This window comes from Gilliamella sp. W8145 (genome assembly GCF_016101145.1).
GTDB classification, from domain to species: Bacteria; Pseudomonadota; Gammaproteobacteria; order Enterobacterales; family Orbaceae; genus Gilliamella; species Gilliamella apis_A.
The window spans coordinates 1,308,267-1,322,701 of record NZ_JACFRC010000001.1; the positions used below are offsets into that span (position 1 = coordinate 1,308,267).

Annotated in this window: 9 protein-coding genes and 1 CRISPR repeat array; of the genes, 1 reads left to right on the plus strand and 8 read right to left on the minus strand. The window is 35.4% G+C overall.

Translation table 11 applies throughout. The features are described 5' to 3' along the window. The 6 genes from csy3 to H3T80_RS05845 all read right to left on the minus strand — a co-directional run bounded on the left by csy3 (position 1) and on the right by H3T80_RS05845 (position 9,462). Positions 1-1,014 carry a type I-F CRISPR-associated protein Csy3 gene (gene csy3 / locus H3T80_RS05820; protein WP_198200642.1) on the minus strand — a complete coding sequence of 338 codons (1,014 nt, stop codon included), beginning with the start codon at positions 1,012-1,014 and terminating at the stop codon, positions 1-3. A 36-nt stretch (positions 1,015-1,050) separates the two neighbouring features. Further along, positions 1,051-1,968 carry a type I-F CRISPR-associated protein Csy2 gene (csy2, locus tag H3T80_RS05825; protein WP_198200644.1) on the minus strand — a complete coding sequence of 306 codons (918 nt, stop codon included), beginning with the start codon at positions 1,966-1,968 and terminating at the stop codon, positions 1,051-1,053. After that, a complete protein-coding gene (gene csy1 / locus H3T80_RS05830; protein WP_198200652.1) occupies positions 1,968-3,344 on the minus strand; it encodes a type I-F CRISPR-associated protein Csy1 in 1,377 nt (458 codons plus the stop codon). Before csy1 ends, csy2 begins: the two co-directional genes overlap by 1 nt. Before the next feature lie 619 nt (positions 3,345-3,963). Further along, positions 3,964-7,287, minus strand: coding sequence for a type I-F CRISPR-associated helicase Cas3f (gene cas3f / locus H3T80_RS05835; RefSeq protein WP_198200654.1), 3,324 nt, complete (start codon positions 7,285-7,287; stop codon positions 3,964-3,966). Then, positions 7,284-8,237 (minus strand): type I-F CRISPR-associated endonuclease Cas1f, encoded by a 954-nt coding sequence (gene cas1f / locus H3T80_RS05840; RefSeq protein ID WP_367274772.1) that lies wholly within the window; start codon positions 8,235-8,237, stop codon positions 7,284-7,286. The genes cas3f and cas1f overlap by 4 nt, the downstream gene beginning before the upstream one ends. 370 nt (positions 8,238-8,607) lie before the next feature. After that, positions 8,608-9,462: a helix-turn-helix domain-containing protein gene (locus H3T80_RS05845; RefSeq protein WP_198200663.1), complete on the minus strand. Its 855-nt coding sequence runs from the start codon at positions 9,460-9,462 to the stop codon at positions 8,608-8,610. Between the two features lie 319 nt (positions 9,463-9,781). On the opposite strand from H3T80_RS05845, the gene H3T80_RS05850 reads away from it, so the two are divergent. Next, positions 9,782-11,146, plus strand: coding sequence for an MFS transporter (locus H3T80_RS05850; RefSeq protein ID WP_198200664.1), 1,365 nt, complete (start codon positions 9,782-9,784; stop codon positions 11,144-11,146). 52 nt (positions 11,147-11,198) lie between these two features. Then, a CRISPR array of direct repeats spans positions 11,199-12,306; the repeat unit is 28 nt; unit sequence TTTCTAAACCACCTATACGGCGTTGAAC. 281 nt (positions 12,307-12,587) lie between these two features. On the opposite strand, the gene H3T80_RS05855 is transcribed toward H3T80_RS05850, so the two are convergent. Further along, a complete protein-coding gene (locus H3T80_RS05855) occupies positions 12,588-13,340 on the minus strand; it encodes a TSUP family transporter (protein ID WP_198200669.1) in 753 nt (250 codons plus the stop codon). Positions 13,341-13,342: 2 nt separating this feature from the next. Further along, positions 13,343-14,410 carry a chorismate synthase gene (gene aroC, locus H3T80_RS05860; protein ID WP_110447298.1) on the minus strand — a complete coding sequence of 356 codons (1,068 nt, stop codon included), beginning with the start codon at positions 14,408-14,410 and terminating at the stop codon, positions 13,343-13,345. Positions 14,411-14,435 lie beyond the last annotated feature (25 nt).

Genomic DNA, 14,435 nt, shown 5'->3' on the forward strand with positions numbered 1-14,435 from the left:
TTACTCCTTACCACTAGCACCAAATACACCACCACGAATCAGAACTGCAATAACATAATGTTGTTGTTCAAGCGTTGGTTTTTCACCTTTCAGTACCCAATTATCAAATAAGGTATAAAAATCCTGTTTTTGTTTAGGTTGTCTAAAAGCATGTCCCATAGTGGTAACTGCACCATAAGGTTCAATGGCAATCGGAAACTCGGCGTTTTCTGCATACCAGGTGTCAATAGTTCGAATGGCATTGCTGATTTTTTGCGAGTGCATTGCTGCTTGACCATTTTTTTCATACAGGACTTTGCTTTTTTCTTTACCTGTATCCAAAATCAATTCTTGTGATGGATAGACCTCTTGCCCTAATCCCATTTTTAATTTGGCTTGAATATTAAAGATAACGAACTCTTTGCCTAATAAGCCAGCTTCAATCAAAGCAGCGAGGTCATTTACCGATTTGTCATCACAATCAAATGAATTTAATTGATATTGCTTAACATCACTCACTTCAATCGTTGCTATTTTGTCATCTTTTTTACGAGTAATGCTAATACTGATTTGTTCAGCAGCCATACGATTACGCCATAACCAACGGCCATTTAATATATTAATTGCATAACGTTTCGCTAGTGCTTGTAACCCTTCTGATTTGATATAGCTTTGGGTCGTTTTGGTTAACTCTTCTTGGTAATCAATATCATTACAGACTGATGGCGAACCTAAGAAAGGTAGTACTTTACAGCTCCATTTAACCACTAAGGTATCTTTATCGGCATCAAGTGCTGCAACATCGACTGTTTGTAAATTAGGTTTTTGAATTTCAGCATCTAATTTAGCCGGATCATTTGCTAAAGCATTTTTAAGCCGATTCGAAATGGTACCGCGAACAGATTTTTCAGATAATAAAACTGGTGTTAATTTTTGGTCATCATGGCTATTTTGCTGGGCAAAAATGGCATCAGAAATATCAAAACTACGTTCAAAGGCTAATACTGATGCGGTGGTGATTTTATCTTTACTCATAATTCATTCCTTTTTTTCAATGCTAAACTTGTTTAATTAATCTTGATTAATAATATATATATCTGCGTCATTCGATTGCAGTTCGCTGCATTTATAACGCCAAAATGCTTGATATAAATTGTCTTGTAACCTTAGTGGAAATACCCACTTACCTAATCCATAAATACATTCGACAAATTGCGTTGGATGCTCATTACTACGGGCATTTTCAACCGTTCCTGCTTCAAACAGTGGTGAAATAGCTTGATAACCAAGGGGTATTGGCACTAACCAACCTCGTCCCTGCTTGACCGAGGTGGTTTGCCACTGATCTTTTTCTTGTGGATGATGATGCAACATGGCAGTTTCAACTAATGCATCAAGTGCAGTGGCATTCGGATCTTTTTGTTGTAGCTCGGCAGTGATTTCCTGTAAATCTTGCTGCGCTTCAACTAAGACAAAAGCAGGTAATAAAGCTTGAGTTAAATCATCAAGAGATTCTGAAGCTGAATATAATCCTACTGATTCAATCTCAATAACTTGACCACCAGCAATACGTTGCTGATAGAGCTTTTGTCTTATCTGGTTAATAAATTTTTCTTGATCATTAACATCATCGAGGGTTTCACGATCCTCAATTTTCACCTCAACAATTAAAGACACATCTAGATGAACCCGACCTTCTTCGATAATCGAGCGGGTATCACCATTTTTAGCTAACGGATTGCGAGTGAGTCGAAATGTATAATCCGCATAATTATTAGGTCGATAAACTTGTACATCACAATCATGACAAGCGATTAATACACCATCCAGATAGATAGGATCATCCGACTCAATTTTTCGATTTAAAGCATGAACCGCCCCTAAAAAGCCAGAGATAGCCGGAAAACCATAAGTTAATGGACTGGAGATAGCATTGGCATTATGAATTTTGACATGGTCAAATAGAAGATAGTATTTTAAAGATGCCATTAGAAGATCCCCTCCTTCCTACGTTGACTTGCTTTTACTGCCGCGTGAAATTCACGACACCATTCTCGATATTCAACATCAGAAAATTGTGTTTCAATATTTTTGAATTTCTTTTTTAAGGCTTTTTGAATCCAGGAAGCAAAATCAAGCTCTAACTCCCCTAACCAATCACCTTGCTCATACTGATGTTTAAAGTTTTCTTCATCTTCAAGTTCAGCCCGATTAGGATCAAGCCAAAGTTTTTGTGACATTGGCAACGAATAATCACGACTCCAACCTGCCGGCATGGAAGTTTGTATATTCCGAGCAAATTTAAGCAATAAAGTTAAAATAACCGCAAAGGCATCTTTTCGGTTATCCCGCTCTTCAATTACATTTTTGGGTGCAGCAACCATATCGAACAATAATCGAAAACCAAATCGACAGAAATACTGTAAGGAATGGTCAAATACATTTTTTTTATTTAAGCTGATTGACGGAAATCGAGAGCGCTCGAACTTAGGTGGCATTGAAGGTAAGAGATAATTATTACCAAATTGTGCTTGAACTAATTTACTAACATTAAGAGGTTTAGTACCACCAAGCTTTAAGATTGCTAAATCCTTAAAAGAAAAATAAGATTGATGTTCTATATCTTTTGTTTTTCTCAATTCACGTGCTTTTTTATTCTCTTCCGAATATCGACTTCGTATTTTTTCATAAACCAAATAACAAAGTGAATTTGGATATAGTGGAATAAGTAAGCGATAATTATTTTCTGAATATGATAAATATGAGTAATCACTGTTTGGCCAATAAAACTGCTTATTTAGTTCGGAAGCTTTAGGATTCTGAAAATCATCGAAAATTGCTTTTTTTAAACACTGCAAATATTGATTTGCAATCTCTTTATCATCAGATAAAGCTCGAGGAATTTCTGGATTATTATCAATAATTAGTTGTAATAAAGTGATATTATCTTTAATTATCTGATTAAGAAAAACGTATACACTCCCAACTCTAGCAGCATTATTAGTACAATCAAATGGTAGAATATTTGGGGTTGCTGACGAAATAAATTGATAATTTTCAGGTTTAACTTGTAAGTCATAATTGATATTACAATCTTTAATTGCTGAATGAATTCCCTTTCCAGAGTGAGTAACAATAGCTACTCCTTCTAATTTTTGAGTAATAAAATTTTCAATCCAATTTTCAAATTCAAATTGTTTACTTATTGCCTGAATTTTAATATTACTTTGATTAATAGCAATACTATCATTTGAAGAAATCGCTTTTTCTAAACTTAATAGTTCACTTGCATATTCTGAATTATACATAGTTGCAAGGCTATGCATCATCCCCTTTCTTATATCTTGCCAAGAAATATTATTCATTGGCCCTCCTTATGCTCATTTTTATACTATTTAGGTTATCGGTTTATTGTCGCATTAACATCTTAATTATTTAAAATTTGTAGGATTTTTACTTAATAATCAATTTAATTCAAAGCACTAATAATTTAAATCATAATGCTTAATATAAAAATAATTAACAATAGAAACTATATATTAAGAAAACAAAAAGTCAATTTTATATTAAATCGAAATGCGGTTATTAATTAATTTAATTCCTATGAAATAATCAATATTTAAAAACTAATTAAGAAATAAATAACTTTTTCTAAACTGCCTATACGGCGTTAATCCTTAACAATATTAATAATTGGAGTTTCTCAAATTTTCTAAACTACCTATTCGGTATTCAATCGCAGCAATTATATTTAATCGAAATGCTTTCTAAACGACTTATGCAGCCGTGAAGACTGGAGTAGTTATAATCACGTCAATATTCAACTTTAACAAACCACCTATACGGCAGTGCAGTTAAGTATAGAGTAATTACTCTAACATTACTAGCATGCATAACTCAGCTGATTATTTTCTATAAAAATAGTTATGTAAAAACCTTTTTTAAATATAAATTTTTCTAAAAAATAATAAATAACCTCTTCTTTTAGCTTCTATCTTTATAAAAACCAAAATAGGGATGAAAGCACCAGCGTGTTTCGCTATTTAAATTAATAGTACAAAATTCATTAGCTAGCCGATAATGATTTTTATCTGGAAAATATTCTGCTATTTGAGTAATCGCTTGCTCAACGGTGTTGATAAGCCATGGCTGTATCAATGGATTGGTAAATTGCCAATTATCATATTTAAAATTGTAATTTTGTGTATCTTCACTCTGTTGGTTTGGTTTTTGCCAAGCGATTTCGGCATAACTAAATTGGTATTCACCGTTGTCATCAAGTTGGCAGATATACTCATCTTGTGGTTGCTCTTGCAACCTGAAAGGCGAGATTAATTGTAGATGAACACAATGATGATGTGCCAAATCAGTTTGCCAATAACTAGTAACATAATTACTTTTGCGTGCATTGATTGGAAATAAATTTGCCATAACCTTATGTTCTAGTTCTGCTAGTGTTAAGCCAGCTTGTGAATCAGTCATAATACGAGGAATCGCATTAATATTAGCTAATTGTTCTGACGTTATCAGTTGTTCAGTCTTATGCGTTTTTAATAAAAATAATGGTTTTTGCTCAAACCCCGGTTTAGTAAAACAAGCGCTATTAACACCTAAATTGTTGCCGTTTTTCATCGCTTCTAAATTACTGCCTAGAATCGCCACATTGGCACTTTCGGCTGTTTTTTCCGGTCTATGGCGCCAAACTCGTCCTACTAACTGAATAATTGAACGCATTGAAGATGGCTCAACAATTGCCCAATCATAATCATGGTCACGTCCAACTTCAGTAACCGGTGTGCCGATGACGATAAAAATATGATGTTGTTTATCACTGTCTTTTATTGCTGCACGGATTTCAGGTTGTTCAAATAATTTATTAGCATCACCACGGTTTAAAATTCTATCCAGTTTCTCTTCTAATTGACTGCGCAATAGTAGCAGTTGTCTGGCATGATAAACCACCAGATGAAATTGAACATTTGCCGGTAACTCAGTTTGCTGGTAGATTTGCTTGGTGAGCGACATCACATCATCAATGTGCGCAAAGCGCATTAAACCGAGACTAATTTTTTTGTTAGTTTGCGGATCTTGTTGATGGTGCTGTAAATGAAAATGATAAGCTTGATCTAATAATTGTTGTGCCAATAAAGCATAGCCTGCATCTAAATTTTCTTTTTTATTGAATGGGTAATTTAATAATTCTAAAATTTGCCCTCGACGGCGAATTGTCCCTTGTTGCAACTTCGCTATTCTTTTTTCGATAAACTGCATATGATGATGTTTAAAATTAACCGTATCAGCTATTTGTTCGACTGACTGCTGATATTCATCAAACCATCCACAAATAATCTCCTGATTAGACCTTCCTGTATTCTGATTCCAAATTTTGCGACCGGCTTGATAAGCATCAAATAAACCAGCAATCAGATCTGGCGTTAAGGTGGCTGATGAGAGTAACACTTTACTGCCATAAAGCCCGGCTAAATAAACTAACCTTGCCAAAGCAGGTAAATCTCGCTGATCAAAATCATCCGGTTCATCTAAAATTAAATCAGCGGTAAGCAACCTTAAGGTAGGGGCAATATATTTGCCACCTCTGAGACATTCGCTAGCTTGCATTAAGTGATCAACGGTACATGTCATAATCGGCGCATAGATTAATTGACGGGCCTTACTGTTTTCGATAATGGTACCGAGCTCACCATCAGCAATACCACTCTCTGCCACATCAATATATTCATCGACTAATGATTCTGTCGATTCACTACCAAGAGTTTCTGGATTTATCTCATTTTCATTTTTAGTAATATGCGGTTGATTTTCTAACTCAAATAGGGTCTTTGTTGCTCGACCCCCAACCAAAATAGCCAAATGCTCATCAGTTAAATGCAATCTTTCTCGTAACGCTTTACCTGTTTGTAAAGTTAATACTCGTAATCCTAAAGCAATCGTAAATCGTACTCCACGCTGTGGATTTGATAATGCATACATAATTCGACCATTAGCTAAGGTTTTACCACAGCCAGTCGATGCCATATTGACACCAAAAAAGCCATTATCATCACTTAATTGTTGATAACTTTTAGCTAAATCAAAAGCATGGTTTTGCCATTGAAAGCGTTTAATGGTAGTGCGTTGCGTAAATGGTTTATGCTGATTAATTGCTGGTAATTCAGTGTTGATTTTAGGTAATAAGCGAGCAAAACGAGCGGTAAAATTAGCAACACCTAATAGATGATCATCTAATCGTTGATTGGCTTGCTGGCTTTTATTGGTATTGGCGATAAGAATATCTTCAACCTTTTGGGCTTCTTCGTCATTGATTGATATGCTGGAATAGTTATGGTCAGCAACCATAAGGCTTAATCGTGATAAATGTAATAATAATGAATCAACATTGGTTAGTTGCATTAAAGGTGGGTGATTAATTGCCTTATTTGCATAGCGACTTAATTTTTTAAGCCAAGATTGGCTTAAGGTTATATCACTTTTAAGTTGCCAAAAATCGGTACTGTCTTCAATATTACAATTTCTAACCCATTGTTCAACTGCTTTGAATGTTTTAAAAAAGCTTTTTATTGTGAGACCCGAAATATCGAAATCATCTTTTTGTTTATTTTGACAATCTTTATATCTAACTGGCATTAAAAAAGGCATGCGATGGTGTGAAACAATTAACCAGCCAATCCATTGGGCCAATAATGGCAATTGAGAGAGATCGTTTTTTTCTGTCTTTGCTAGCTCTCTATACCAATCAGGTCTTAATTGTTGATAATCAGCAAAATTGGTTAATCGAACTAAAACATCTTGATTAGTATTACAATCACGAATCATCAATAAGAATAACTGTAATGAAATCCATTCATGACGAAACGGATCACCTGCCGGTCGACTTTTACGTAATTTATCTTGAAAACCGACTGTCGCCTTACCCAAATCATGCAATAGTGCAGCAATGGTTGCGATAAGTTGGATAGATGTGGCATATTGCCAACTATTTTCACTATCATTGCGTAATATATTGCGCTTAGTACGATTAGTTGGCACTCGGCCTTGTTGATTAAATTGACTTTTATCGCCAACAATCCAGAGTAGATCGGTTAGATTTTTTCCATGCGTCCAGTAACAAGCAACGGCAGTATTTTTTCGCGCTGTTTTACGTAATAATTTATACAGTGTCTGTAAACCATCGGCAGTCATCGGCGTTTGCCAAGTTCGTTCACCACAACGTTCAGCAAACTGATCGATAATACGACGAGTCTGAGTTAATGCATTTTTCTTGCATTGGCTAACCAGTAAAATATTCATGTTTTATCTGCTATCTGCTTCAATGTATCAATAATCATATCCAGCGCACCTAATTGCGCAAACTGTGAAATACATGCCTGTCGGAACTCTTTTTCACTATCACCTTGTTTAGCTGATATAAAAGCTTGGGGTAACACAATACCATCTTTAATAATATCAGCAGCATCAAATACTAGCCCTCCTCGCCTAGTTTTGCCATGTAATATAGCCAAACCATGTGGTAAGCCTAATACCCAACAAGCTGTTGCTCCTAATCCATAAGCTAAATAATTACCATGATCTAAAAATTGATTAGCAGGATCATAATGCTTGCCTCGTGAGCCTTGCTCCCGTTTAAAATTATCATCTTGTAAAGTCAGTTGATTTGCCATGCCATAAAGGCGTTTGCTGATGCGCCCTTCAGCAGCTAACAATGCTTGACTTGTTGTAGCATCATTGAACTGTTTTTCAGCATCGTTTAACAACGTAGTTAGTTGCTTATCGTCAATTTGCCAATCAAATTTCGGCCAACATTGTTGAATGATTTTGAGTCGCTGTTGTTGAAGGGTTTTAGCAGCTTGTAGGCGGAGATTATCGTCAAACCAGAATTGACACCAACTTTGCAGATATTCGGTTGCACGATATTCACTTTGCGGTGAAAAAAATTGGCAGGCAAATTCCGATTCTGTCGAGGAAAATAGAGGCGTTCCACCACCGCCACAAAAACCAATCATGACTCCTGCACGAGAAAGCTCACGCACAGCAGCTTGAGTTAATGAAGTGCCTGTACCAAGTAAAATACAGCTAGTATTGGCTATTGGAATATTCCAATATAATGACTGCTGCCCTTGATCAGTCACATATTCAACTCGACCACCATTGACTAAAACTCGACAATGCTCCAAATAATAGATATTAGCACGCTTAGAATGTAAAATCGTTTTAAGATCAGACGAATGAATCAAATCCATGATAATAAGTAAATAAACTCAAGTTCTAGATAGCAATAAATTAACATTGTTTTATTTATAAAACGAGTCTTTTAAATAATTATCTAAGAGATTTAATAAATGATTTTACCGCCTATACGGCATGAATCTCATAGTAAGTTATTTTCTTTTTAAGTTAATACTTAAATCATATAATAAATTGTTTAATTGAGGTTTTTGCTAATTATTATTGAATAGCTTAGATGATTTTTTAAATCTGAAGGTATTTTGGGATTAACTTATCAAGTACAAGTTTTTTATTTCTATTAAAAAAATTATATTGCTCTAAAAATTGATCTATTTACTAAAAACGACTTTTATTGCTAATTACATTACGAGGCTTAGAAAAAATTTATTTGATTAATTTATCATTAATATGATTATCATTTTGAATAGAAGTATAAGTAAAGTTTCGCCATGAGAGACGGTTTCGCATGGCTCTTTGATAATTACCTGGTGTTACCCCAAAATTTCGCCGGAAAATAGCAATAAACCCACTTATATTGTCATAACCTAAATATAAAGATATTTCTGTAATTGGTTTTCCAGCTGCAAGCAATTCTAACGCTTTTAACATGCGCAGTTTCTGACGCCATTCGGTAAAATTAAATCCGGTTTCATTGGTAAATCGACGTGTTAATGAACGTCGGGAAATACCAGCCCAAACGCCCCATTCGTCAATATTTCTATCATCACTAGGATTATCAGACAAAGCTAAAGCGATTTTTAACAGACGCATATCTTTAGGCATTGGCAGTGCTAGCTCAACTTGCGGGATTGTTCTAATCTCGTCAAGTATCACGGCAATTAATCGTTTCTGTTCTGGTTGCAGTTCTGAATTATGCCATGACATGGTTCGGTTAATTGCTTCGCGCAATAAGTCAGATAATTCTAAAATGCATGGTTTGATAGGTAGTTTAATGCATGCATTTTTTTGTATATAGAGGCTCCATCCTTCGAATGGTCCATGCGTTCCAAGAAGACTATGTTGTACATTCGGGGGGATCCAGACAGCATGAGTTGCAGGCACTACCCATTGACTACTTTCTGCTTCAATTGAAATTAATCCCTGTAATGAGCCGAGTAACTGTCCTCTCGAATGACCATGACGTTGTGTCACTCTTTGTGAAGAGTGGCTGGCTGTTGATATGATCATCGGTTCGCCATCAGAAGAAGCAAACTGTGGAGAAATGAGTGGAGTATTCATTTATATGGCCCCAATGGGATATTTTGTGGCTTAAATTGGCTAGTAAAACGCTATTCTACTGGCTATCCTAAAGTCTTCTCAATTAAGTTAAAGGTAACACGTTAGCAATAAATAGATAAGTTGTAAATCAACAAAATAATCGTTTTTTAGACAAATTAATTGGTAATTTTCAAATTTATTAATTGTTTAATAGTCTGGTTTTAATAAGGAAACAGATACATGAAAGAAAAACATAAAAATTATAAAGAAATTACATCATCAACATTCAATGGAATATATACACAAGGCGCAACTAAATATAATATGGAAAGGATTTAATATGAAACAATCGCTAGACCTGACCATTTCAGAAAGAAAGTTAGTATTTGCGATGACGCTATCTAGTATATTACCATTATTAGATAGCAGTATTATTAATGTTATTTTACCCGCAATTTCGAATGACATTAATGCCTCTTATGCTTATATACAATGGGCGGTTACCATATATATGCTTGCTTGCGCAGCTGGCATATTACTATCACCTTATATGCATGAAAATTTTGGGCTCAAGAACGCATGGATCAGCTCAATTCTTGTTTTTCTTATTAGTTCTATATTAGTTGGATTTTCATATAATCTGGTTTCTTTAATCTTGTTCAGATGCCTACAAGGTTTTGGTGCAGGAATATTAATACCTATCACTCAATCGATAATAGCGACTCATTTTGCTAAGCAAAGGCTAAAGCCGGTTATGGCATTGATTGCTATTCCGTCAGTCTTTGCCCCAGCACTAGGACCAATTTTTGGCGCAATCCTATCGGAACAATTAAATTGGAGAATTGCTTTTTTTATCAACATACCTTTGGCGCTTTTAGCTTTTTTCTTTGGTAGGACAACAATACCAGAGACTAAAACATCTAAATATAATATGAATATTTATGTATTTATGACATTTTTAATTGCTTTAATCCTATTTTTCATCTCAATTAAAAATATCGCATCTGGGAATTTTTTTGATATTTCTAATATTATTATGCTGGTTTTAGGTATTGGTTTGATGATGGTTTCGCTTATTACTAATAATAAGTCAGACAGTAAACTGATTGATTTAAGTGCATTTAATAGTCCTCAATATTCAATGTCAATAATGATGGGATTTTTGACATCACTTATCTTTTTCGGTTTCATGATTTTTTTTCCTTTAATACAAGCAATAAATAATAATATATCCATTACTTATATTGGTCTGCTACTTGCCTTACAAGGTGTAGGAGCTTGGTTGGCGAGAAAATTTATTTATAAATCTTTAAGTGAGATAAATTCATTTCTAATTATTGGTATAGGTCTAATAATATCAGCAATAAGTATATTAATAATTCAAGTAGGTGGAAACGCCTCTGAAATCATCGGTTTTACTGTTCGAGGCTCCGGATTAGGTGTTGCAACGATTGCTGTTCTCTCTTCTCCATTTGAGTTTTGTGAAAAAAATCAGATTAAGGATACAAGTGCTATCACTCGTGTGATACAGCAAATTGGAGGTGCATTTGGAAGCATATTATCAGGAATATTAATCAACCTAACTCTAGATCAAATAATTTCAGTAAATTGCGCCTATCAGACAATGTTTTTTCTATCTCTTGTATTTGGCATTATTGCTGTTATAGCCTATATTTTCTCTTATCGAGTGAATACAAAAAGTTAGTATACAAAAAAACTGAACATGTGAGTTCAGTTTTTTAGCTTATTTAGCAATACCACTAAGCCACCTATACGGCGTTAAACACTGGCGCGTTAGTCGTTCAAATTGGTAATTTTTTCTAAACCACCTATACGGCGTTGAACAATTTGATCACTGATCAACTAAGGTTTGGGATTTTCTAAACCACCTATACGGCGTTGAACCCTTTTTCTTAAACATGAATTTATTTACAGTCTTTCTAAACCACCTATACGGCGTTGAACATATAACGCTGTCGTCATATTTATTGTTTGCATTTCTAAACCACCTATACGGCGTTGAACTAAAACCAATCTCAACTTCGGTACCTTCTTCTTTTCTAAACCACCTATACGGCGTTGAACCTATATTAATAGCTGGTCTTTTGTCCGATTCTTTTCTAAACCACCTATACGGCGTTGAACAATTCAATGAATACATCTTTTTGTCTAGCATTTTTCTAAACCACCTATACGGCGTTGAATTCGTTTAGGGCGTCGAGTGCCGATATTTATATTTTCTAAACCACCTATACGGCGTTGAACTAATAGGCCTACTGCTGCAACAGAAGATGATTTTTCTAAACCACCTATACGGCGTTGAACGTAATACAATTCGACGTAAAAAATTTGTCGCGTTTCTAAACCACCTATACGGCGTTGAACTCAAAACCGGCATTTAATGTAAAATCGCGATCTTTCTAAACCACCTATACGGCGTTGAACACAAATATAGATTTGCAGTGCCCGGACCACGCTTTCTAAACCACCTATACGGCGTTGAACTTGGTGGCTGGACTGATGTGAGCATTTCGGCTTTTCTAAACCACCTATACGGCGTTGAACATCGCGTTTTACCCGGTGTGATAGTTGCACCATTTCTAAACCACCTATACGGCGTTGAACGATTATCGATTCCGTTCGGCCCCCCCTGTACTTTTCTAAACCACCTATACGGCGTTGAACTAATAGATACATTAATCATCCCTCCTAGTATTTTTCTAAACCACCTATACGGCGTTGAACGACAAATAGCAGTTTTCCGTTTTTCCCAACGTTTTCTAAACCACCTATACGGCGTTGAACTTTCACCATCCCAACTATCAAATTCGCTACTTTTTCTAAACCACCTATACGGCGTTGAACTAGAAACCAATATAATATAATCATTGTTCAAATAAAGGTAAATGACAATTTTGATATAAAAAACCCTTTTTTTGCGGTTAATTTCAACTCTCTGATTTTTAATAAATTAATTTTAATGTAAAAAAAAAGGGTTTATTATTGATTTAAAATATAGACTTTGGGAAATGCAAAAACCCCGTTCCTCAAAATTTTGAGGAACGGGGTTTTTAATTGGCTAATGTATTCTTGGTTGTTAGCTTATTGATTGTACTAAAACTGATTCTAAATTTTATTAGCGATGATTAAAAGAAGTTTTCATAGATTAATTTGAAACTCATAATGGTTGAAACGGTAATTAACATTGGTCTTATTAATTTTCGTCCTTTAGCTATAACCATTTTTGCACCTAATCTTGCGCCAATAAATTGGCCAACTAACATAACTAAACCAATTGACCATACCACTTCACCGCCAGCAATAAAGAAGATTAATCCTGCTAAATTAGAGGTAAAATTGAGTACTTTGGTATGAGCGGTTGCTTTAGTTAAATTGAATCCAGCCAGAGTAATATATGCGAGTGCATAGAATGATCCTGCACCGGGCCCAAAAAAACCATCATAAAAGCCAATAATCAACGCAGGAATCAAAGCAAACTGTAAAACCGAAAGCCGACTATTACGATCACTATCTCCGATTGTTGGTGATAGTAGAAAATAAAGTCCGACGCTAATGGTTAATATTGGTAACAATAATTTTAAGAAATCCGCTTGTATATGCATGACTGATAATGTACCAAGAGCGGACCCAATGAATGCACAAGCAATCGCCCATTTTTGCTGTTTTAAATCAACCATACGCTGGCGAATAAAATAGAAACTAGCAGAAAACGAACCGCCACAACTTTGTAATTTATTAGTGGCTAACGCACTAGCTGGTGGTAATCCTACAGCAAGTAGTGCTGGTACTGTTAATAGTCCACCGCCACCAGCAATTGAATCAATAAAGCCTGCTAACGTCGCAATTAAAAAAAGTAAAACCAGTAATTCGTAACTCATGATTATTTTACTTCACTACATTGGGCCCGATAGCGAAGATAATGATCCATTAATACGATCGCGACCATTGCTTCAGCAATAGGCACTGCTCGAATACCGACACAAGGATCATGTCTACCATGGGTTGAAACTTCAACACTTTCTCCATTAATATTAATTGATTGTCCAGCAATCTCAATACTTGGAGTTGGTTTTAATGCTATGCTGCTAATGATAGTTTGTCCCGAGCTAATTCCCCCCAAAATACCACCAGCATGATTTGATAAAAATCCTTGCGGGGTTATTTCGTCACGATTTTCACTACCACGTTTATTAACCGCAGCAAAACCATCACCAATTTCAACCCCTTTTACTGCATTAATGCTCATTAATGCATGGGCAAGATCAGCATCTAATTTATCAAAGACTGGCTCTCCTAAACCGACCGGAACATTTTCTGCCACAATGCAGACTTTAGCGCCAACTGAATCGCCATCTTTTTTAAGCTGCCTTAATAGTTGATCAAGTGCTTCTAGTTTACTTTCATCTGGGCAGAAAAAAGGATTTTGATCGACCTGTTGCCAATCATTTAATTGACACTGGATATCACCCATTTGAGCTAAATAACCACGAATGGTAATACCTAACTTTTCATGTAAATATTTTTTGGCAATAGCACCTGCCGCAACACGCATGGCTGTTTCACGTGCCGATGACCGACCACCACCACGGTAATCCCGAATACCATATTTTTTTTGGTAGGTATAATCGGCATGGCTCGGTCTAAAAATATCTTTTATTTTGCTGTAATCTTGTGAACGTTGATCGGTGTTTTCAATTAATAATCCAATACTTGTACCTGTAGTCACACCTTCAAATACCCCGGATAGGATTTTTACTTGATCAGCTTCTCGACGTTGCGTAGTATAACGAGATGAACCAGGACGGCGGCGATCAAGATCGTGTTGCATATCGGATTCGCTTAAATTCATTCCGGGTGGTACGCCATCAACAATACAACCTAATGCAGTACCATGTGATTCACCAAAGGTAGTGACTTTAAATAATTTACCAATTGAATTTCCAGCCATAGTTCTTATTCCAATTTTTTATTTT